General features: G+C 69.7%; 15 protein-coding genes. 6 read left to right on the forward strand and 9 right to left on the reverse strand.

Going from position 1 to position 21,147, the window contains the following annotated elements:
- Positions 1–85: 85 nt before the first annotated feature.
- On the reverse strand, positions 86–4,735 hold the full coding sequence (locus tag ABZ312_RS26465) for a family 78 glycoside hydrolase catalytic domain (protein WP_500438917.1): 4,650 nt from the start codon (positions 4,733–4,735) through the stop codon (positions 86–88).
- Between the two features lie 573 nt (positions 4,736–5,308).
- Here ABZ312_RS26465 and ABZ312_RS26470 point away from each other — a divergent pair.
- Together ABZ312_RS26470 and ABZ312_RS26475 are read left to right on the forward strand one after the other, a co-directional pair.
- Positions 5,309–5,830, forward strand: coding sequence for an NUDIX domain-containing protein (locus ABZ312_RS26470; RefSeq protein ID WP_500330882.1), 522 nt, complete (start codon positions 5,309–5,311; stop codon positions 5,828–5,830).
- Between the two features lie 591 nt (positions 5,831–6,421).
- Positions 6,422–7,021, forward strand: coding sequence for a hypothetical protein (locus ABZ312_RS26475; RefSeq protein ID WP_500330884.1), 600 nt, complete (start codon positions 6,422–6,424; stop codon positions 7,019–7,021).
- Between the two features lie 194 nt (positions 7,022–7,215).
- Here the strand turns inward: ABZ312_RS26475 and ABZ312_RS26480 are convergent, their stop codons facing one another.
- Complete coding sequence (locus tag ABZ312_RS26480) at positions 7,216–7,989, reverse strand: DUF427 domain-containing protein (RefSeq protein WP_500330919.1); 774 nt, start codon at positions 7,987–7,989, stop codon at positions 7,216–7,218.
- Positions 7,990–8,286: 297 nt separating this feature from the next.
- Between ABZ312_RS26480 and ABZ312_RS26485 the strand changes: the two genes are divergently transcribed.
- Positions 8,287–8,817: a hypothetical protein gene (locus tag ABZ312_RS26485; RefSeq protein ID WP_500438918.1), complete on the forward strand. Its 531-nt coding sequence runs from the start codon at positions 8,287–8,289 to the stop codon at positions 8,815–8,817.
- A 136-nt stretch (positions 8,818–8,953) separates the two neighbouring features.
- Here the strand turns inward: ABZ312_RS26485 and ABZ312_RS26490 are convergent, their stop codons facing one another.
- The gene (locus ABZ312_RS26490) at positions 8,954–9,709 is read right to left on the reverse strand and encodes a helix-turn-helix domain-containing protein (protein WP_500330887.1); all 756 of its coding nucleotides are present in this window, start codon (positions 9,707–9,709) and stop codon (positions 8,954–8,956) included.
- A gap of 240 nt (positions 9,710–9,949) precedes the next feature.
- Between ABZ312_RS26490 and ABZ312_RS26495 the strand changes: the two genes are divergently transcribed.
- Both ABZ312_RS26495 and ABZ312_RS26500 read left to right on the forward strand, forming a co-directional pair.
- Positions 9,950–10,615, forward strand: coding sequence for a DUF4097 family beta strand repeat-containing protein (locus ABZ312_RS26495; protein ID WP_500359672.1), 666 nt, complete (start codon positions 9,950–9,952; stop codon positions 10,613–10,615).
- Positions 10,616–10,777: 162 nt separating this feature from the next.
- Positions 10,778–11,596 carry an alpha/beta fold hydrolase gene (locus tag ABZ312_RS26500; protein ID WP_500359674.1) on the forward strand — a complete coding sequence of 273 codons (819 nt, stop codon included), beginning with the start codon at positions 10,778–10,780 and terminating at the stop codon, positions 11,594–11,596.
- A gap of 308 nt (positions 11,597–11,904) precedes the next feature.
- Here ABZ312_RS26500 and ABZ312_RS26505 read toward each other — a convergent pair whose 3' ends face one another.
- The 6 genes from ABZ312_RS26505 to ABZ312_RS26530 all read right to left on the reverse strand — a co-directional run bounded on the left by ABZ312_RS26505 (position 11,905) and on the right by ABZ312_RS26530 (position 20,100).
- Positions 11,905–14,325: a glycoside hydrolase family 95 protein gene (locus ABZ312_RS26505; RefSeq protein ID WP_500330892.1), complete on the reverse strand. Its 2,421-nt coding sequence runs from the start codon at positions 14,323–14,325 to the stop codon at positions 11,905–11,907.
- Positions 14,326–14,442: 117 nt separating this feature from the next.
- Positions 14,443–15,504, reverse strand: coding sequence for an ABC transporter permease (locus ABZ312_RS26510; protein WP_500330894.1), 1,062 nt, complete (start codon positions 15,502–15,504; stop codon positions 14,443–14,445).
- Positions 15,497–17,005: a sugar ABC transporter ATP-binding protein gene (locus tag ABZ312_RS26515; protein WP_500438919.1), complete on the reverse strand. Its 1,509-nt coding sequence runs from the start codon at positions 17,003–17,005 to the stop codon at positions 15,497–15,499. The genes ABZ312_RS26510 and ABZ312_RS26515 overlap by 8 nt, the downstream gene beginning before the upstream one ends.
- 20 nt (positions 17,006–17,025) lie before the next feature.
- Entirely contained in the window at positions 17,026–18,096 is a 1,071-nt protein-coding gene (locus ABZ312_RS26520) for a sugar ABC transporter substrate-binding protein (RefSeq protein WP_500438920.1), read from the reverse strand.
- Positions 18,097–18,184: 88 nt separating this feature from the next.
- The gene (locus ABZ312_RS26525; RefSeq protein WP_500330899.1) at positions 18,185–18,796 is read right to left on the reverse strand and encodes an SDR family NAD(P)-dependent oxidoreductase; all 612 of its coding nucleotides are present in this window, start codon (positions 18,794–18,796) and stop codon (positions 18,185–18,187) included.
- Positions 18,793–20,100, reverse strand: a complete 1,308-nt coding sequence (locus ABZ312_RS26530) for an enolase C-terminal domain-like protein (protein ID WP_500359677.1) — start codon at positions 20,098–20,100, stop codon at positions 18,793–18,795. The genes ABZ312_RS26525 and ABZ312_RS26530 overlap by 4 nt, the downstream gene beginning before the upstream one ends.
- A 304-nt stretch (positions 20,101–20,404) precedes the next feature.
- On the opposite strand from ABZ312_RS26530, the gene ABZ312_RS26535 reads away from it, so the two are divergent.
- Positions 20,405–21,124 carry a FadR/GntR family transcriptional regulator gene (locus ABZ312_RS26535; RefSeq protein ID WP_500359678.1) on the forward strand — a complete coding sequence of 240 codons (720 nt, stop codon included), beginning with the start codon at positions 20,405–20,407 and terminating at the stop codon, positions 21,122–21,124.
- Positions 21,125–21,147 lie beyond the last annotated feature (23 nt).

A 21,147-nucleotide genomic window follows, 5' to 3' on the forward strand; every position in this document is an offset into this window, starting at 1 on the left:
GTCCAGAGATCACCCGTGCCGCGGGTCGTGTGCCTGAGCACCCCGGCGCGGGGGTGCTCAGGCACACGGGGTGTCGCGGGCTGCATCAGTCGACTGGTATCACCCACACGTCGGCGATCGAGGGGTCGTAGTCGGCGCCGGTGTCCTGGAAGCGGAGCCGCACGGTGCCGTCCGACGTGCCGGCGGAGGGGTCGACCACGAACTGGTGGGTGATGGTGCCCTGGCCGCCCTCGCTTCGCCTCAGGTCGACGCTGTGCACCACCGTGCCGTCCACCTGGACGTCATAGGTCTTGCGCCGGGCACCGTCGAAGGTCTCGACGATGCGGACCACGAAGCGACCCTTGGTGGGTACGGCGGCGTCGAACTCCAGCCAGCCGCCGGGGTAGGAGGAGTGGGTGTAGCGCCGCGTCAGTCCGGCCTCGATGTTCGTTCCCGAGTGCTCCGACGCGGTCAGCCGGTGGGCGGACTCCGACGGCCCGTCGCCGAGGTCGACGTGGTCGCTGGACTGCGCGGGCGGGGTGGGCAGCGAGACCGCGATCGTGCCGGTCGCCTGCTCCGCCGGCGTCGAGCCGGTCGCCACGGTGACCGTGGCCGCCTGGCCGACGACGGTGAGCGGCACCGTCACGACCGTTTGGACCGTCCTCTTCTCCCCCGGGTTCAGTTGGTAGCCGACCGGGTTCGGCGTCGGCCAGCCGTCAGGGAGGCCGAGCGTGAGCTTGCCGGACTGCACCACATCGGTGCGGTTGGTCAGCACGGTGGCGATGGTGGCCGCCTGGCCCGGGCCGGCCGTGTCAGGCGTGGTGGACACACCGTCGATGGCGACGCCGGGGGCGACCGGCAGGCCCGCCGACACCGGGAGCGTCGCCGTTCCTCCCGCGTACTGGTAGGACACCGAGCCGGTGAGGTCGGCCATGGACGCCTGCGCGTTGGTCGCGACCGTGACGTCGTAGGCGTGCTTGACCGTACTGCCCGCACCTGTGGTGGACGCGTGCCGGCCCACCGGTTTCACCGTCCAGCCGCTGGGTGCCTGCAGAGACGAATCGACGCCGGTCAGCGGTCGCTTGCCGGTGTTCTTCAACGCCACGGTCACGCGGACGACATCGCCCGGGAGGATCTCGTCGGCCGGCACCTCCAGGGTGGCGACCGCGCCGACCAGGCGCGACGATGCCCGGGACAGGGTTTGCTCGATGCCGGTCAGCGCATCACGCAGTGCCGTGGCCGCTGTCTTGTCGATCGTGCCCTGCTCGGCGTACGTCTGCGTCCATCGGTCGAGGTCCGCCACGCCGGCGAGCGCACGGTGCACCGCGGCGGCGGTCAGCCGCTCGTCCGCGCCCTCGCTCTGCAGGCGCCAGGCGGCTGCGAGCTCGGTCCGCATCAGGGCGGTGCGCACCTGCAGGTGACCCTTGGCGATCTTGCCGGCACCACGCACCTGCAGCGCGTCGACATCGTCGGAGAACGACGCTGCCTGCGCCCGGGCCGCCCCCAGGTCCCCGAGCACCGGGTCGACCGCGAACGCATAGCGCCCCGAGCCGACCTCCAGCACCACGTCACCGTCGGCCTGCTCGACGTATCTCACGTCGTCGACCTCGCTGATCGGCGTGCCGCCCTCGGTGACCGCCCAGCGGTTCGCCGCCGGGATGCGCACCTGGGCGGTGGTGTTCGCCGGCACGGTGACGTCGAGCTTCATCGTCCCGCTGGTCGTGCTCCACGCGCTGCGCACCGTGCCGTACGGCGTCTGGTGGCTGAAGTCGACGTGGTCGATGCCCTCACCGGGCTCGGGGGCGATGAGCACCTTGCGGTAGCCCGGCTCGGCCGCCGAGACGCCCGCCATGGTGCCGTACATCCACTCGCCGACCGCGCCGTACGCGTAGTGGTTGAACGAGTTCATCCCCACGTCGTTGAAGGTGCCGTCGGGGTTGATGGAGTTCCACCGTTCCCAGACGGTGGTCGCGCCCTTCCCGATCTCGTAGCCCCAGGACGGGTAGTCCTTGTGCTGCAGCAGCCGGTAGGCGATGTCGGAGCGGCCCGCCTGCGTGAGTGCCGGCAGCAGTCCGTCGACGCCGAGGAAGCCGGTCGACAGGTGGTAGTCGCGGCGCTCGAGGGTCTTGACGAACTTGGCGACGACCTTGTCGCGCCGGTCGGCGGGGGCGAGGTCGTTGGTCAGGGTCAGGATGTACGAGGTCTGGCTGTCGCCCTTCACGGTGCCGTCGGCGCCGATGAACGCCGACTGGTACGCCGACCTGATCGCCTCGTAGCGCTGCTGGTACGCCGCCGCGTCGCCGTCCCGGCCGATCGCGGCCGCCATCTGCGCGAACTCGCGGGTGCTCTTGGCGACGAACGCGGTGTCGAGCACGTCGGCCGGGGTCGCGTCGTCGAGGTTGAGCCAGTCGAGGTAGCCGCCGGCGGAGCGGATGTGGCCGGTGGAGTCGGCGTCGAGGAAGTCGACGTAACCCTTCATCATGTCGTAGTTCTCGCGGATGACGTTGGTGTCGCCGTACGCCTGCCACACCGTCCACGGCACGTGCACGCCGGAGTCCATCCAGCCGGCCGACTCGTAGCCGCCGTCGAAGCGGCCGGGGACCACGGGGGCGACGCCGGGCAGTGAACCGTTGGGCCGCTGGGTGTCCCGCAGGTCCTGCAGCCACTTGGTCAGGAAGGACTGTGCGTCCATGTTGTAGACGGCGGTGCGGGCGAAGACGTTGATGTCACCGGTCCAGCCCATCCGCTCGTCGCGCGCCGGGGTGTCCGTGGGGATCGACAGGAAGTTGCCGCGCATGCCCCAGACGATGTTGCTGTGCAGTTGGTCGACCAGGTCGGAGTTGGTGTCGAGGCTGCTGGTGAGGTCACCGTCGGTGCCGACGACGACACCGACCAGGTCCTTGGCCACGGGGGCCTCGTCGACGCCGGATATCTCGACGTACCGGAAGCCGTGGAAGGTGAACGACGGCTCGAAGGTCTCCGGCTGGTCGGTGGCGAAGGTGTAGTGGTCGGTCGCCTTCGCGGTGCGCAGGTTCGCGGTGTAGAGCGTGCCGTCGGGGTTGAGCACCTCGCCGTGCCGGATCTTCACCGTCCGTCCCGGCTTGCCCTTGAGGGTGAGGCGCACGTGGCCGACCATGTTCTGCCCGAGGTCGTAGAGGTAGACGCCGTCGGTCGGCGAGTCGATCCGCTTGGCGGTCCTGAGCTCCTGGGTGACCCGTACGTCGACCGCGGTCTGTGGTTCGAGCACGGTCGTCGGCTCGTCGCGGACGTGCGCCGTGGCCCAGTTCGCGTCGTCGAAGCCGGGCTTGTCCCAGCCGCCGACCTGCTTGGCCACCCGTGCGTCGTAGGACTCGCCGTCGAGCAGGTCGGCCTCGCGGGTCGGACCGCCGGTGGTGGTCCAGGTGCCGTCGGTACGCACGGTGGTGCTGGTGCCGTCGGTGAACTCGACCAGCATCTCGGCGATCACCGAGTTGTCCTTGCCGTAGACGTCGGTGCCGAACATGGCGACCTTGCCGCTGTACCAGCCCGGTGCGACCTCGGCGCCGAGCACGTTGGCGCCGGCGCGGACCTGCCGGGTCACGTCGTAGGTCTGGTAGTCGATGTGCTTGTCGTAAGCCGTCAAGCCGGGTGCGAGTTCGGCGTTGCCCACCCGGGCGCCGTTGAGCCGCAGTTCGTACACGCCGCGCGCCGATGCGTACACACGTGCCCGGGCGACCGTCTTGCCGCCGAGGTCGAACTCCTTGCGCAGCAGCGGGACAGGCTCGTCGCGGCGCAGCCAGGCCTCGCCGCCCGCGCTGTCGACGCGCAGGCCGCCGGCGGTCACGGTGCCGGACGCGAAGGTGCGGTCGCCCGCCGGGAAGGCGGTGTCGACCAGGACGGTTCCGTCGTCGCTGGTGACCGTGACGTCGCGGACCAGACCGCGCTCCGCGCCGCTGGTGCGGAAGCCCATCGTGCCGGGGCCGCCGAACGTCGCATCGGTGCGCTGGTCAAGCTGCTTGCCGTCGACGGTGGTGGTGATCGTGTCGCCGTCGACGGCGATCGCGTAGTCGTGCTCGGCGGCGAAGTCGAACCCGGCCGGGAACGGTGTCGCCTTGAGGACCGAGTAGTTGCTGCTGCGCTTGACGTGCGGGCGCAGCGCGTCATCGGCGTCGCTGATCTGCCACATGTAGGCGTTCTCGGTGTCCTGACCGCGGAAGTAAACGCCGAGCGCCCCGTTGATGTCGGAGGCGGTGAACTTGATCGTGTAGTCGGTCCACTGGGCGCCCAGCGCCGGTGTGTCCGCACCGATCCACGCGGCGGTCCACGGCCGGTCGCCCAGAGCGGTGCCGAACGTGGCGGGCGCGCTCCACTTGGAGGCGATGCCGCGGTCGTCCCATACGCGGACGGACCAGACGTAGTCGGTGTGCGGCTGCAGCGCGGGGCCGCCGTAGCGGACGTCGACCGACTGGCGGGAGGAGACCTTGCCGCTGTCCCAGACGTCGGGCTTGTCGAGGCGGTCGGCCGAAGAGGCGACGTGTATCTCGTAGGCCCGCTGCGTGACGCCGCGGCGCTCGGAGCCGAGCTGCCAGCCCAAGGTTGGCGCCGCCAACGGGATACCGAGCGGATCGTCAAGGGCGTTGACCGTCAAACCGCCGACGCTCGTTGCAGCGGCGGCGGGGGCGGTGGAGGCGGTGGGTGGACTCGCTGCCGTCGCCGTCGCGGGTGCCGCCACGACGAAGACTGATGCAGCGACCACCGCGGTGATCTGCTGACGCACGGGTGCTCCTCAAGAAGGATACTGAAACGCTTCAATGACACCCTGGCGGCCATCACCCCTCCATGGCAACGGGTTGGACAGATTTGATGGGATGGATTCCAGAGATCAATGAATCGGTTTAAGTCGATGGGACCATCGCGTCCCCGTGGCGGCGGGTTGGCCCGGTGGCCCGGCCCACGAGGCCGTCGCCCATGCCGAGGCGGGTCTACGAAGTCCTGCTGTCGGGGAGGCAGCCCGGTCCCGGCAGGCCCACCCTGGAAACCCGGCGGGCCGCCGACCGGCCACTCGGGTGCGGCAGGCTTCCACCTCACTTGGCGGACCGGCCCGGGCTCAGCGCCAGAATCCTGGGTGCCCGCCGCGAACCGCCCGGCGCCCGGGCGTGCCTTGAGGCAGGGGGCGAGGGCGTGGCGATGCGGCCCGGCCGGGTCTGCCCGTCGGCAGGCTATCGAGAATGGAGACAGGGGCGTGATCCTTCGTTCGGTGGGGTGGGGCGGCCGGTCTGAGTGCTCGCCGACCGTGTGGCGGTCCGGTCGTTCCGGGCGGGTGTCAGTGGGTTCTGCGATCGTGCGTGTCGTGGATGAACTCGTGGAACGCGTTGACGCTCAGGACCGTGTGCTGGGGGTGGTCAGTCGGCGGGACGCCGTTCGGGAGGGCTGGCTGCACCGGGTTGGCGTGGTGGTGTGCCGCGACGGGCAAGGACGTTTTCTCGTGCATCGGCGGGCCGTGCACCTGTCCCGTTTCCCAGGGCACTATGAACTCGGGGTCGGGGGTGCTGCGGGAGTCGGCGAGTCCTATGAGCAGGCAGCTGCCCGCGAGCTCAGCGAGGAGCTGGGAGTGCGGGCGACAGTGTGCCTTCGGTTCAAGTTCCTCAACCGGGGCGGGCTCAGCCCTCACTGGCTTGCGGTCTGTGACGCCGTGCTGCCGGAGATCGTCGCCCCTGATCCGGAAGAGGTGGCCTGGCACGGGTGGCTGACTGAGTCCGAGCTGCGGCGGGCTCTGCTGCAGTGGACCTTCACTCCTGATAGCCAGGCGATTCTCGATCGATATCTCGCTTGTCGTGCCGCACCGGCTTCTGCGCAGGAACGGTGCTCATGAGCTGGGCCAGTGGGAGCCCGACCGATGTTCGCTGTGAACTGCAGCTATCGATAGGCCAGTTGATGCTCGGCGACCATGGGGAACTTGTGCCACGGGATCGGGGGCCATGACGGTAGACGAGACTCGTCTGATGCCACATAAGGCAGACGTACCGGGTGAACACGGATGACGGCCGTGGCCGGCAGACCCGGTACGCGGAGGGAAACTGAAGCACCGGCGCCTCCGGGCCGACAAGGGGCGGCTACCCCCGCACCGGCAGGGACTTCGGCGGCAGCCGTTGCCGCGCTGACGCCGGCCGGCGCCCACGCCGCTGCGCTGTCAGTCCCCCGCACTACACTCACCGCGCGTGGCTCCCCCTGCAAACCGCGCTGCCGCGGAAGACGACGCATCCCTGAACAGGCCGTATCCCCCGGTCGTGGGGAGCCGGAGGCTTCTGGGATCTTGTCCGGGGGCGGCGACGTCACACGACGCGCCCACCACTTACGCTACGTGACGCGTGGTCACCACCAGGGCAGCCGACAGGCCGCGGCCCAGCCGCGAACAGCAGGTCGCCGAACTCCCGGTGGGGCTACACGAAGAAAGGGAAAGACTGTGAACACCAGCAAGGTTACGGCCCGGCGTCTGACGGCCGAGGAGGTCTCAGAACTGGGCCTCAAGGACGAGATCTTCGTCTCGGCAGCCATGGATGATCTCCCCCTCGGCTGCTACGCGCCGGCATCCCTCACGAAGTCGGGCAAGAATTTCGAGGGCGGATCCTTCACCGCAAGGACGGTCTTCGGCGAGGAAGTCCACATCCTCCCCGACGATGCCGAGCAGCCCGGGATATGGGTTGCCGACGAGGCCGGAGAGGAAATCGAGGTCCTGGCCAGTGCCGGCGTCCTGCTGAACCTCGCTCTCTTCGTGCCCGGCGGCAACACCGCATCCCTCGAATCGCTCTACGCTGCTGCACGGGAGGCGTTCGGCGCGGGAATCGTCCAGCGCTGGAACGAGGAAGTCGTCGCGGTGCCGGACGTCAAGGTCGACCTGTTCGAAGAGCCCGCCCGCGGGCGCAAGGGCACGACCGGCCAGAACCGGGACCGCCGCGCCCTGGACATCTACCCCACCCGGGTGCGGTTCATGGAAGCCAGCGCCGGCTGGAAGTTCGTCCTCGAACTCCACCAGGAACACGTCGACGAGACACCCACCATCTGAACCGGCGACGGCCCACCCCGCACGCCGGCGGCACCACGCCCCCTCCACCCCGGAGGGGGCCCCACCGCACCCAACACACCAGGCGCCGCGCCCATCCCGGTTTCAGATGGGACCAGGGCCTGCCCTCCCGGCCCGCGCTGGGAACGGGGCACGTGCCGTGTGGGGCGGCCCGGACGACCGGGCCGCCCCAGGGTTCAGGAGGTGGCGGCGGGCCTGGGCAGCAGGACGCCGTCGACGTACAGGTCGACGTGCTCGTTGTAGAACGCGACCAGGCCCGCGATGCGATTGGCCTGAATGGTCGGGAAGTCGTACGCCCAGGCGATGTCCTGCTGCGGGTCACTGTCGCTGTCGAAGGACCAGTAGGCGCTCGTGGTCCCCTTGTAGGGGCATCGCGATACCGTTTCCGAGGCCTTCAGCCGGGCCCAGTCGACGTACATGCGCTCCACGTAGTAGCGGGTCGGCAGGCCGGTCTCGAACAACTTCACGCAATTGGGCGCCTCGGCCAGCACCACCCCGTCCAGCTCGACCCGCACACTGCTGGACGAACGCAGAGCATCCACCCGCGAATACGGACTCCGCGGGTGGACGAAGACCGGTTCGTCCTCCTCGAACCAGGAGTCCAGCGCCTCCCACTCGAACCGCACCTGGCCGCGCAACGGCCCAGGGGCACCCTCGTCCCACACCCACGCCGCACCCTCGCGGACCTGCGAACCCACCCGCAGCGCGTGCCGGCGTGCGGGACCGGCACCGTGATGCTCCGTGTGATGCTCATCGACGAGCACGCCGTCGACCAGGTCCTCCACCGGGATACTGAACTGCGGGTAGGCCCGCCACTCCCACACGTACAGCGCACGACGCGTATCGAACACCACGCGGCTTCCCACCACGCCCCGGACCCTGCGCGGCACCGGCTCGACATGCCCCACCGGGACAATCAGGCTCGGATGCGCAACACTCTCACTTGCCATAATGCCGACCTCGGTTCTCTCGTTCGTCTTGCATGCATCGCCCCGCGGCAGAGGCTGCCCGTGGTCGAGGTCGAGTCCTGCGCTGGTGACACCGCCTCGCACCTCTCCACATCCCCTACGGTCGCGGAGGCGGACCCGCCCACGGGCGGCGCAGTCGCCCTACCAGGCAAGCAGAAGCCACGCACGTCTTCTCGAGCACAGACCGGCGATGCACGGGAAACGTGACAAGCCCCCGGAGGGGCTGGCTCGAAGCGGGGACCCTGCCGATCCCGCCACCCCGTCCGGCATCCTGGAGCGGTGAGCACACCCGCAACGCCTTCACTCGGTTTGGTTCCCAGCCCTGGAGACACGTCATGGGGGCCAGAGTGGGTCCCGCTCGATGCCTTCCGCGAGCCCACGGTGGTTGAGGAGCTCACCCCGTCTGCCTTCATCCGGGACAACTTCAAGGTCGACGTCAGCCTCAGGATCGGCAATGGCGACTTCTCCGACGCCGCGGCCTCCGTCTGCGTTCTGGATTTTGTCCTCATGCTTCACGCCGCGAGGGTCACGCTCCGCGAGGACGGGCTCGCAGTGTTCGAACTGTCCGATCGACAGGGCGAATGGCGCTTCACACGGGGCAAGGAACTCATGGGGTTGCGCACCCGATACGCCACCCGGGAGGGCTGGCGCTTCCGCCCAGCAGAGGGGCGCTGCCCCGCGGGTGAGTTCGACAGCCTGGTGGAGCAGTCACTGAAGGACGCTCTCGCTCTGATTTTCTCGAAGCAACCCGTGACACGACGGAACCCCTATCTGCAGGCACTCGCATGCAGCGGCTTCGACGCTGCCTGAATGAGCCTGTCGTACTGGTGACTGGGCACATTCATCCGTGCGTGCCCGAGCAGTTTCCAGAGAGCCGGGCCGGCTCTGCACGCACGCCTGAAACCGGCTCGCCCGCCGCAGCAGTCCCCGCCGTCGAGAGGGCTGTCTATCCGTGGTCCGGACGCGGGGGGGCGGTCGCGTCGGGGCTGGTGCCGGGCCTGGTGTGGAGGACTTCGCGGGCCTGCTCGGCAGCGCGGGTGATGCTTTCGCTGATGAAGTCCAGGAAACGGGCGATGTTCTCCAGCCGGGCGGCGGCAGGCGTGTCAGCGCCGAGAACGGCAACACCCTGACGAGCGGTCGCCACCAGTTGGTCGTTGGCCCGGGCGCTGGCGATCGTCGCCTGGTAGAACAGCTCGTCATCGACGACATAGCGGTCCCGGCGGCGCTCGTCGCGCTCGCGGCGCACCAGGCTCTGGCTCTCCAGGAACGCGATCGCCTTGGAGATGGACGCCGGGCTGACCTGGAGGCGCTGGGCGAGTTCCGACGCGGTCAGGCTGCCCGCATCGGTGGTGAACAGACACGTCAGCACTCGGGCCGACATCTTGCTCAGCCCTGAACCCATCAGCACGGTGGTGAACGTCTCCTCGTACTCCGCCACCGCCTCCGCATCCCGCCCGTGCGGCTGAAGACCCGGCTGCGCCTCCCGCGCCGAGGCGGGCCTGCGCCGGTGGGCGCGGCGTTCGGTGGCCCGGTGGGCCAGATCGGCGCGGTAGGCGGTGGGGCCGCCGTTGCGCATCACCTCCCGCGTGACCGTCGACGTCGGACGGTCCAGACGCCGGGCGATCTCGGCGTAGGGGAGGCTGTCGGCCAGTCCCAGCGCGATCTGCTGACGTTCGGTCTGGGTGAGCCTGCCGCCCGGCATCGCGGTCTCCCTCGGTGATCCTGCGTGATGGTCCCTGACGCCCGACACTATAGCGTTCACCCCACAGCCATTGCAATGATCGCAGCGATGGGCGTTGCGTTCTCAACAGAGTCGTTGCAACAGTTTCGTGGCATCTACCTGCATTAACAGGGCTGTTGTGCAACGAACCTGTTGCCACAAATTGGAAAGCAACGTAGCGTTTCCGGTGTCAGAAACCACGAGCGAACACGGGAGACCACGATGCGCACCTTCGACACCCCCGCCCCCATCTCCGCCGTCCTGGACGTCCCCGCCGGACGCATCCAGTTCATCGCCGCCGACCGCACCGACACCACCGTCGAGGTCCTGCCCGCCAACCCCGCCAAGAACAGCGACGTCCAGGCCGCCGAGCAGACCACCGTCACCTACGCGGACGGCGTCCTGCAGATCCGCAGCACCCAGACCGGCAATCGGCTCTTCGGGCCCTCCGGGTCCCTGGAGGTCACCGTCCAGTTGCCCGCCGGCTCCCGCATCCAGGCCAAGGCCGCAAGCGCCGAACTGCGCGGCGTCGGACGCCTCGGCGACATCGACTTCGACGGCGCCTACCGCCAGATCAAGATCGACGAGGCCGCCGGCGTCCGCCTCACCGCCACCGACGGCGACGTCGAGATCGGCCGGCTCACCGGCTCCGCCAAGATCAGCACCCAGCGCGGCGACATCCGCATCACCTCGGCCCTGCGCGGCACCGTCGAGCTGCGCACCCAGTCCGGCGACATCACCATCGCAGCCGCCGCCGGAGTCTCGGCCACCCTGGACGCCGGCACCGGCCACGGCCGCATCAGCAACGCCCTGAAGAACAACGGAACCCCCGACCTCGACATCCAGGCCACCACCCCCCACGGCAACATCACCGCCCGCAGCCTGTAAGCGGCGCAGCACCACCCGGGGGGCAGGCGCCGACCAAGAAGTCCCGCACGGCGGGCCACCAACCCGCCCCCCTCGGGGCCCTGCGACCCACGTCGCGGGCCCCCAATTGGCCACACCCCACGTCCTCACACCACGCCCTCACACCACCAAGGCGGAAGAGACATGACCAAGAACAGCACTCCCCCGGCCGGCTCCGCGTGGAGCGGCATGGTGCCCGTCGACGACAGCGCCCTGGCCGTCACCGACACCGGCGGCCCCGGCACCCCCGTCGTCTACCTCAACGGCCAGTTCGCCACCCAGGGCTACTGGCGCCGGGTCATCACCGAACTGGGCTCCGGGTGGCGGCACATCACCTACGACGAACGCGCCCGCGGCAGAAGATCGAAGCGCTCGGCGGACTACTCCTTCGAAGCCGCCGTCCGTGACGTGGATGCCGTCCTCGCCGCCAGGAACGTGGACCAGGCACTGCTGGTGGGCTGGTCCTACGGAGCAGTCGTCGCCGCCCACTGGGCCCACCGCAACCCCGACCGCAGCCTGGGCGCAGTCCTCGTCGACGGCGCCTTCCCCCACGACTGGCTGGATGAGGCCATGGAACAACGCATCCGCACCTTGTTCCGCCGCATGAGCTGGATCACCCCGCTACTGCGCCCCACCGGTCTGACCCCCCGCATGACCGCCCACCAGATGGCCGACAGCAACATCGAACTCGGCCGGCTCTCCCGCGAACGCGAACTCGGCCCCGTCCTGGACGCCATCACCGTCCCCGTCCGCTACGTCGTCGCCTCCGGAACCTCCCTGGGAAGCCGCGGGGACGAGCAGGAACGCATACGCACCAGCCTCGAGGCCGTCATCACCCGCAACCCCAACATCCGCATCAGTGCGAAGGTCGCCAGCAACCACGGTGCCATCCTCAAGAAGGACGCCCCCGCCATCGCCCACGCCGTACGCGAAGCCGCCGGCCTGAACCGTGCCGAACACTGACCACACCACCACGACAGGGCCGCGACCGGCACCCGGTCACCACGGTGACCGGCCCGCGCGGCGACGACAGCGAAGCAGGCGCGAGCCAGGCGCCTGCTTCGCTGTCCCCCTGCCACAGGTACGTTCGACGCGACGTAGCCGCGGGGGTGTCGGTGTGGGATACGCGGGCGCCTGCGTGATCGGGTCGGCCCTTGCCAGGCACGGGCCCCGGCGAGGGCCTGGCGGTCAACCCCCGCACCTGGCACCTCCCTTTCCGCGCCGACGTTTACGCCGCCCACGTGCTCATGAGCGGACGAGAACGGGAATGCTCAGCGAGGCTTGATCACATAGTCGTGGCCTCCCTTGACCTCGAACACGGCGACGGTGCTCTCCGGATGTTCCACATGGTGCCGCGGGGGGTGGCCGGTGGAGCGCACGGTTACCGGAACGGAGGTACGCAGCCGGACGGTGCCGTCGTGCCGCGCCGCAAGGCGGGCGTGGGACAGCGCGCCGTCACGCCAGACGAGATCGACGGTGAGGCCTCCACGGGCGAGCAGGCCTGTGACGCGTCCGTCCGGAAGCTGGGGAGGCAGCGCGGGCAGCAGATGGACCTCGTCGGTGTGCGACTGGAGCAGCCATTCGGTCACGCCCGCCGTGGCACCGAAGTTGCCGTCTATCTGGAACGGCGGGTGGAGGTCGAACAGGTTCGGCGCGGTGCGGTCGGGCGTGAGGAGGTCGCTGAGCAACTTGTAGGAGCGGGCGCCGTCCTCCGCCCGCGCCCAGAAGTTGATCTTCCAGGCGAGGGACCAGCCCGTGCCGGCGTCGCCGCGCATCTCCAGTGTCTTCAGGGCGGCCTGGAAGAGGTCCGGCGTACCGCGCTTGGTGATCTGGTTGCTGGGGTGCAGGCCGTACAGGTGGGAGACATGGCGGTGCTGCCGCTCCGGGGCGCCGGCGTCCCAGTCCTCCTGCCACTCCTGCAACTGCCCCAACACCCCGATCTTCATGGGAGGCAACTGGTCCCGGGCCGCACGCACCCGCTCCGCGTAGGGGCTCGGGGCGTCGAGGGTGTCACAAGCCGCGAGGTAGCCGTCGAAGAGGTCGCGCAGGATCTGGTTGTCCATGGTCGGCCCGGCGCACGCCGACACACCGTTGTGGTGGGCGTTCTCCGGTGACACGGACGGGCAGGTGACGAGGTGTCCCGTACCGGGGTCGCGAACGAGTGAGTCGAGGAAGAAGCGGACCGCTCCCTCGACCACGGGCAGGCGGCGGCGCAAGGCCTCGCGGTCGCCGGTGAAGCGGTAGTGCTCCCAGACGGAGGTCGCCAGCCAGGCGCCGCCGGTGGGCCACATCCCCCAGAAGGCGCCGTCGACGGGCGCGGTCCCGCGCCAGGCGTCCGTGTTGTGGTGCGCCACCCAGCCGTCCGCGCCGTACTGCACCCGCGCCGTCTTCCGCCCGGCCTCGGACAGGTCGTCGAGGAGCGCGAAGATCGGTTCCCAGCACTCCAGGAGGTTGGCGGTGGGGGCGGGCCAGTAGTTCATCTCCGTATTGATGTTGATCGTGTACTTGGAATCCCAGGGCGGCGAGAGCTGGTCGTTCCAGATGCCCTGCAGGTTGGCGGGCTGGGTGCCCGGGCGGGAGGAGGCGATGAGCAGGTAGCGGCCGTACTGGTAGTGCAGCGCGATCAGCTGCGGGTCCTCCGCCCCGGCGAAGGCGGCCACCCGCTGGTCGGTCGGCGCGCCGGCCGCATCGGTGGTGCCGAGGTCGAGCGTGACGCGGCGGAAGAGCGCCCGGTGGTCCCGTTCGTGCCGTGCGCGCAGCTCCGGGTACGGGACGGCGGCAGCGGCGTTCAACGGGTCCTCGGCGCGGGCCCGGTGGTCGCCCGAGGCATCCGTGTAGCCGAGGTAACTGGTGCCCACGGACACCAGCAGGGTCGCCGAATCGGCCCCGGTCACCGTGAGCGTGCCGTTCTCGCTGCGCACGGTGCCGCCGTCGGCGTGGGCCCGGACCAGGGCGCGGAAGCGGACCTGTCCGGTGACTCCCTCGCGGGTCTGCCCGACACCTTCCAGTGCGGCCGTCAGCGGGTCGGGGGAGTCCGTCGCGGCCTGCTGGGGTGTGTCGAAAGCCGCGCTGAAGGACAGTCCGCCACGGCCGCCGGCGGTCAGCCGGACCACGATCACCTGATCACTGTGGCTGGCGAAGACCTCGCGCCGGTACGGGACCCCGCCACGGCTGTACGTCACGGTCGCGACGCCCCTGTCGAGGTCCAGTTCCCGTCGGTAGCCGGTGACGTCGCCGGTGCCCGCGAGGGTGAGGCGCAGGTTTCCGACGGTCTGGTACATCAGCTCGCCGACCGGTATGCCCATGAAGGACGAGTTGATCAGGTTCTGGGCGGAGTTCCATTCCCCGGCGAAGACCCTGCGCCGGATCTCCGCGAGGTTGGCCAGGCCCTGGGGGTTGGCGGGCTCGTAGGGGCCTCCCGCCCACAGCGTGTCCTCGTTGAGCTGGAGTTGCTCGGTGTTCACGCCACCGAACACCATCGCGCCGAGGCGGCCGTTGCCGAGCGGCAGGGCCTCCAGCCATTGTGCGGCGGGCTTGTCGTACCACAGGGAAAGGGGAGACGGCTTGGGGGCGGGGTGCGGCTCCGGTCCCGGAGCGGGATGCGGCGCCGCGGCCGCCTCGGCTGCCGGCAGTCCGGCGGTCAGCGCGGCCGTAGCGGCCGCGGAGGCGACGAGAAAGTCTCTTCGTTCCACGAGGTTGCCATGCCTTTCGGTCGCAGGTGTCCGGGCCGGTCCCGAGGAGTGCACCCCGGAATCGCGGGCGCGGTCCGCACGCGCGGGTGGCTGTCGCCCGGCCCGGTCGGAGGGTTCCTATTCCTGGGCCCTGCCGCCTGTGATGCGGGACAGCGCCAGGGCGATGAGGATGATCGTGCCGTTGAGGGCGCCGATCCACTGCGCGGGGACGCCACCGAGGGTGAGGACGTTCTGGATCATGAACAGGAGCAGGATGCCCGTGAAGGCTCCGAACATGGTGCCCTTGCCGCCGTTGAGGCTGATGCCGCCGATGACCGCCGCCGCGAAGACGGTGAAGATGTAGCCGTTGCCCTGGGCGGAGGCCACCGAGGCGAGGCGCCCCGAGAGCAGCAGGCCGCTCAGCGCCGCCAGCACGCTCGCGGTGACGATGACGGTCCACAGCACACGGTCGGTACGGATGCCCGCCGCTTTCGCCGCGTCGACGTTGCCGCCGATCGCGTACAGGGAGCGGCCGAAGCTGGTGAAGCCGAGCACCACGATGCCGGTGGCGAACAGGAGCAGGCAGATCCACACCGAGGCGGGCATGCCCGCCCACTGGGCGGTGCCGAGGTAGAGCATCGACGGCGGCAGCTGGAAGAACGTCTGGCCACCGGAGATGCCGGTCAGGACACCGCGCAGCACGATCAGCATGCCGAGCGTCACGATGAAGCCGTTGAGACCGAACCGGATGATGAACAAGGCGTTGACCACACCGATCAGCAGACCCACCGCCAAGGTGACCGGCACGGACCACCCGCCGGGCAGCACGCCGATTCCGTGCGTCGCGCCCGCCGGGACGGTGAGCCAGGCCGCGACCCCGGGTGCGATCCCCACGGTGGACTCCAGGGAGAGGTCCATCTTCTTGACGATCAGCACCAGGGTCTGGGCGAGGACCAGCAGCGCGATCTCGGACATGGTCTGCAGGACGTTGATCAGGTTGTCAGCCTGGAGGAACACCGGGTTGACGAGCTGGCCGACGATCGCCATCACGATGATCGCGGGAACGAGCGCCAGGTCGCGCAGTCGTGCGAGAGCGATCCGGTGACCGCTCCTTGTCGCTGCGGCCGGCTGCGCGCTCGAGGCGTCGGGCTGCCCGCCGTCCGGGCTCTTCGCAGCAGCCGCGGTCGCGCTCTCAGACATCGAGGTCCACTCCTTCCATCGCGGCCACGAGCTCGTGGTCGTGCCAGCCACCGGCCCTCTCGGCCACGACACGGCCCTGGAACATCACCAGGACCCGGTCGCATGTGCGCAGGTCGTCGAGTTCGTCGGAGGCGATGAGCACCCCGGTACCGGACTCGGCGATCTCCTCGACCTTGCCGAGGAGGAACTCCTTGGACCGCACGTCCACGCCGGCGGTCGGATTGATCAGCACCAGCACTTTGGGATCGTTGGCCAGGGCCCGGGCCATGACGACCTTCTGCTGGTTGCCTCCCGAGAGCCCGGAGACGGGCAGCTGCGGCCCCGGTGTCTTGATCGCCAGCTTTTCGATCATGGAGCGGGCGTAGGCGTCACGGCGCCGGTTGTCGATGAGACCCCGCGAGCCGAGCCGTTCGGGGATGGTCAGGGTCCCGTTGTCGGCGATGGACATCTCCGGTACGAGCCCCTGGTGGTGACGGTCCTGCGGGACGAACCCCACACCCGCCGCCAGCGCGGCGGGGACGCTGCCCGGCCGTGGCCGGATCCCCGCGATCCTGACCGTTCCCGTCTCGGCGGCCCGGAGTCCGACGACCGTCTCCGCCACCTCCGTACGGCCGCTGCCGGCCGCACCTGCGAGACCGACGATCTCCCCGCCCCGGATCCGGAAGGACACGTCACGGTACGTTCCCTGAACAGCCGCGCCTTCCACCGCGAGCACGGTCGGCGACCCGGAGTCCACGGGCTGACGGTGCATTGCAGCACCCCTGTCCGCGCTCTCACCCGTCATGGCGGCCACGAGCTCGGCACGGGGCAGTTCGGCCACGGGGGCGGTCAGGATGTGCCGGGCGTCGCGCAGCACCGTCACCGTGTCGCAGATTTCGTAGACCTCCTGCAAGTGGTGGCTGATGAACAGGAAGGTGATGCCTTGGCGCTGGAGGTCCCGGATCCGCGCGAACAGCCGGTTGATGGCGGATCCGTCGAGTTGCGCGGTGGGCTCGTCGAGGATGATGAAGCGTGCGCCGAACGACAGCGCCCGGGCGATCTCCACGAACTGCCGCTGTTCTATGCTGAGTTCGCCGGCAGGGGTGCGCACGTCCACGTCGACCGACCAGGTCTGCAGGACCTCGCGTGCCCTGTCACGGACCGTGCGCCAGCTGATCAGGCCACCCCGTCCCCGGCCGTGCCGGTTCAGGAAGAGGTTCTCCGCGACCGTCAGCTGGGGGATGACGGTGGACTTCTGGTAGACGCATGCCACCCGCTTGCGCCAGGCATCCCGGTCGGCAAGCCGGGGGGCCGGCACCCCGTCGAAGGCCACCGTCCCCTCGTCCGGTGCCTGAAGGCCGGTGAGGACGGAGACGAGGGTGGACTTGCCCGCCCCGTTGCGGCCCACGAGCGCGTGCGTCTCGCCGGGCATGATCGTGATCCTGGCGTCGTGCAGCGCGACCGTGGGCCCGAACCGCTTCGTCAGCCCTGCCGCCTGGACGACGGGAAGAGCCGTGACCATGGTGTGTACCGTCCTTCCGGTCAGCCGAGGTTGTTGCCCCACAGGGACGGGTCGTCGCTCTTGAGACTGGGAACCCCGCCGTAAGTGCCGCCGTCCACGGTCACGAGCGGGGCGGAGAGCTGGTCCTCCAGCAGGCCGTCGCGGACCTGGATGATCGTGCTGTCGTGGTCGGTCTCGCCGGGCCGGAACGTCTTGCCCTCGATCGCCGCCTTGAGGTAGTAGAGGGCGTACTTGGCGTAGAGGTCGGCGGGCTGGGAGACGGTGGCGTCGATCTTCCCCTCGGCGATGTCCTTGAGCTCCTCGGGGATTCCGTCGTTGGAGACGATGAAGACGTGCTTCTTGTCCTCGGGGCCGACCAGCAGGCTCTTCTGCTTGAGCACCTGGAGGGTGCCGGCGAGCGCGAAGCTGGACTGCATGTAGACACCCTTGATGTCGGGGTGCGCGGTCAGGTCGGTCTGGAGCTTCTGCGCCGCGACCGCCCCGTCCCAGTTGGTGGCTTCACCGAGGACCTTGATGGCGGGGTAGTTCTTCTTCATGCACGCGTTGAAGGCCTCGGTGCGGTCTCGGCCGTTGATCGACGCGAGGTCGCCCTGGAGCATGACGACCTTGCCCTTGCCCCCCAGCTTGGTGCCGAGGAACTGGCAGGCCTTCTCGCCGTAGGCGCGGTTGTCGGCGCGGACCACCATGTAGACGTTGCCGGTGTCCGGTCGGGTGTCCACCGTGACGACCGGGATCTTCTTCGCCTCCATCTGCGCCAGGGTCGGCGCGATGGCCGCGGTGTCCTGAGGCGCCATCGCGACACCCTTGACGCCCTGACTGATGAAGGTCTGCGCATTGGCGGTGAGCTTGGCGACGTCGTTCTGCGAGTTGGTGGTCTTCAGGTCCAGCCCGAGTTCCTTCGCGAACTCGGGGGTGTACTTGATGTACGAGTTCCAGAAGTCGGTGTCGGAGCGCGGGTAGTCGACCCCAATCACCGTCGAACCGCCGCCCGTGCCCGACGCGGGTCCGGAGTCGCCGCAGGCGGTGAGGGCGAAGGCGGTCAGGGCGGCGAGGCCGCCGAAGCATGCGTGCCGGGTGAATCTGAGCTTCATTGCTCGTTCTCCTTGCCGGTGGGTCGCGAGGGCGGGCTGTACGGAGGCGGGTGTGGGGGCCTGCCGGAGTCCAGGGAAGGGGCCGGGGTCAGGCGCGCGGGCGGATCCGCGGGCCTTCCATGCCTCCGTCGACGGCGAGGGCCGTGCCGGTGGTCGAGCCGGACGACGGGCTCGCGAGGTGGACGACGGCGGCGGCGACCTCGTCCGCGGAGGCGAGGGGGCCCATGGGCTGGCGTGCGCAGAGCGCAGCGCGTTCGGCTTCGGGGGCGGCCGCGCGATCGAGAAGGCGCCCGATCCACGGTGCGTCGGCGGTGCCGGGGTTGACGCAGTTCTCGCGGATGCCGGAGTGCACGAGGTCGGCAGCGGTCGCACGGGGCAGGGCGAGCACGGCACTCTTCGTCGCGGAGTACGGTGCCCGGTCGGGCAGTCCGGCGGTGGCGGCGACGGAACAGGTGTTGACGACCAGGACGTCGATGCCGTCGAGCAACCGCGCCACCTCGTCCACGGCTGCCCGGACGCTCGCGCCGTCGGCGACGTCCGCGCGGATGCCGATGAGGGGTTCGGGGACATCGTCCGGGATGAGGTCGAGGCAGGCGACCCTGGCCCCGCGGACCGCCGGAAGCCGAGCGGTGGCCGGCCCGATGCCGGAGACGCCACCGGTCACGAGCGCCTTCAGGCCCGCGAACTCGGGGGGGCTCATCCGCCGGCCTCCCCACCCCACACGGGGCCGTCGGGATAGCGGTGGTCCTCCAGGGACCGCGGGTGCAGCTCGGCGCCGATGCCGGGCGAGACCGGCGCCAGGTAGCGGCCGTCGCGGATGCGGACCGGGTCCGTGAAGTGCTCGTGCAGATGGTCGACGTACTCGATGACCCGGTCCTCGGTGGTGCCGCTGACGGCGACGTAGTCGAACATCGCCAGATGCTGCACCATCTCGCACAGCCCGACCCCGCCGGCGTGCGGGCAGACCGGGACGTCGAACTTGGCGGCCAGCAGCAGGACGGCGACGTTCTCGGTGACCCCGGCGGTGCGGCTGGCGTCGAGCTGCAGCACGTCGAGCGCGCCCGCCTGGAGCAGCTGCTTGAACATGACCTGGTTGTGGGTGTGTTCTCCGGTGGCGACCTTGACCGGCGCCAGCGCCCTGCGGATGGCGGCATGGCCGAGGATGTCGTCCGGGGAAGTGGGCTCCTCGATCCAGTACGGGTCGTAGGGCGTGAGCGACGCCATCCAGTCGATCGCCTGCTGGACGCCCCACGCCTGGTTGGCGTCGACGGCGATCCTGACGTCCGGGCCGACCGCCTCGCGCGCCAGCCGCATGCGGCGTTCGTCCGCCTCGCGATCGGCGCCGACCTTCAGCTTGATCTGGCCGAAGCCCTCGGCGACCGCCTCCTTGGCCAGTCGCACCAGCTTCTCGTCGTCGTAACCCAACCAGCCCGGGGTCGTGGTGTACGCCGGGTAGCCGTGCTCCAGCAGGTGCGCGGTGCGCTGGGCGCGGCCGGGCTCGGCGCGCCGCAGGATCTCCAGCGCCTCGTCACGGGTGAGGGCGTCCTGGAGGTAGCGGAAGTCGACGAGGTCGACCAACTGCTCCGGGGAGAACTCGGCCAGCAGTCGCCAGACCGGCTTTCCGGTACGGCGCCCGTACAGGTCCCAGACGGCGTTGACGATGGCCGCGGTGGCCATGTGGATGGCCCCCTTCTCCGGCCCCAGCCAGCGCAGTTGGCTGTCGCCGGTCAGCCGCCGTGAGAAGCCGCCGAGATCGGCCAGCACCTCTTCCACCGGCAGTCCGACGACCAGTGGCGCCAGGGCCCGTACGGCGGCGACCTCGACGTCGTTGCCGCGGCCCACGGTGAAGGCGAGTCCGTATCCCTCGTCCCCGGCACTCGTACGGACCGTCACATAGGCGGCCGAGTAGTCGGGCTCGGGATTCATGGCGTCGGAACCGTCGAGGTCCCGCGAGGTGGGGAACCGTACGTCGACCGCCTCGACCGCGGTGATCAGCTCAGTCATCGCTTCCGGCGCCTCCGGCTCGGAGGCTCCGTCGCACTCCCCGCATCATGGCAACCACCCGTCCTCATGTCTCAACGAGATGTTCTCTTCGTTACGACCAGCCTCGGACATTGGATGGATTTATAGGGTCGACTCGCATCGCTGTCCATACCCCCGGCAGGCAAAGGATTCCGAGATGCCTCTGACCTGCAGATGTGCGACAGGCTCACACCCGGGCACGAGTCCGGGTCATCCCATCTATTCCGCAGCGATGGGATGTATTGCTACGCTGCCGCCGCTTGAGCGACGAGCAGGGAGCAGACGGATGTCTTTGACCGACAAGGCGATCGACCGCATCAGGGACCTCATCCACTCAGGCGAGCTGCGCCCGGGCGCCAAACTGCCGCCGGAGCAGCAGCTGGCAGCCGAGCTGGGCCTGTCCCGCAACCTCATGCGGGAAGCGGTGAAAGCGCTGGTCGTCGCACGGGTGTTGGAGATCCGCCGGGGCGACGGGACCTATGTGACCAGTCTGGAACCCGAGTTGCTGCTGAGCAGCATCGGTTCGGCGGTGGAGTTGCTGCGTGGCGACACCCTGCTGGAGCTCACCGAGGTGCGCCGGCTGTTCGAACCGATCGCCACGGGGCTCGCCGCCACGCGGATCTCGGCCGCGGGGCTGCGGGAGGTCGAACGGCATCTGGAGGCGATGCGGGCGGCCCGGGACGACGTGGAGCGCCTCAACGAACACGACGCCGCTTTCCATCGTGCCGTCGTCGCAGCCACCGGCAACGCCACCCTCACCACCCTGCTGGAGGGGATCTCCGGGCGGACGCTGCGGGCCCGTGTCTGGCGTGGTCTGGTCGATGACGACGCCGCGGGAAGGACGGTCGCCGAACACGAGGCGATCCACCGGGCACTGGCCGCCGGTGACGCTCCCTTGGCCCAGGCAGCCGCCCTCCTGCACGTCAGCAACACCGAACAGTGGCTGCGCGAGCATCTGGAACCGAACCTCGGCGTCCGGGGCGACGTCACGGACGGCCGGCAGTGACCCCGCACACCATCGTCCGCTCC

It is taken from the genome of Streptomyces sp. NPDC006207 (assembly GCF_040613835.1).
In the GTDB taxonomy this organism is placed as follows: Bacteria; Actinomycetota; Actinomycetes; order Streptomycetales; family Streptomycetaceae; genus Actinacidiphila.

What these genes read in the sequence shown, in the direction of transcription:
- ABZ312_RS26480 (WP_500330919.1), bottom strand. Translation starts at nt 7,989, where the DNA reads ATGGCAAGTGAGAGTGTTGCGCATCCGAGCCTGATTGTCCCGGTGGGG.
- ABZ312_RS26490 (WP_500330887.1), bottom strand. Translation starts at nt 9,709, where the DNA reads ATGCCGGGCGGCAGGCTCACCCAGACCGAACGTCAGCAGATCGCGCTG.
- ABZ312_RS26495 (WP_500359672.1), top strand. Translation starts at nt 9,950, where the DNA reads ATGCGCACCTTCGACACCCCCGCCCCCATCTCCGCCGTCCTGGACGTC.
- ABZ312_RS26500 (WP_500359674.1), top strand. Translation starts at nt 10,778, where the DNA reads ATGACCAAGAACAGCACTCCCCCGGCCGGCTCCGCGTGGAGCGGCATG.
- ABZ312_RS26510 (WP_500330894.1), bottom strand. Translation starts at nt 15,504, where the DNA reads ATGTCTGAGAGCGCGACCGCGGCTGCTGCGAAGAGCCCGGACGGCGGG.
- ABZ312_RS26515 (WP_500438919.1), bottom strand. Translation starts at nt 17,005, where the DNA reads ATGGTCACGGCTCTTCCCGTCGTCCAGGCGGCAGGGCTGACGAAGCGG.
- ABZ312_RS26520 (WP_500438920.1), bottom strand. Translation starts at nt 18,096, where the DNA reads ATGAAGCTCAGATTCACCCGGCACGCATGCTTCGGCGGCCTCGCCGCC.
- ABZ312_RS26525 (WP_500330899.1), bottom strand. Translation starts at nt 18,796, where the DNA reads ATGAGCCCCCCCGAGTTCGCGGGCCTGAAGGCGCTCGTGACCGGTGGC.
- ABZ312_RS26530 (WP_500359677.1), bottom strand. Translation starts at nt 20,100, where the DNA reads ATGACTGAGCTGATCACCGCGGTCGAGGCGGTCGACGTACGGTTCCCC.
- ABZ312_RS26535 (WP_500359678.1), top strand. Translation starts at nt 20,405, where the DNA reads ATGTCTTTGACCGACAAGGCGATCGACCGCATCAGGGACCTCATCCAC.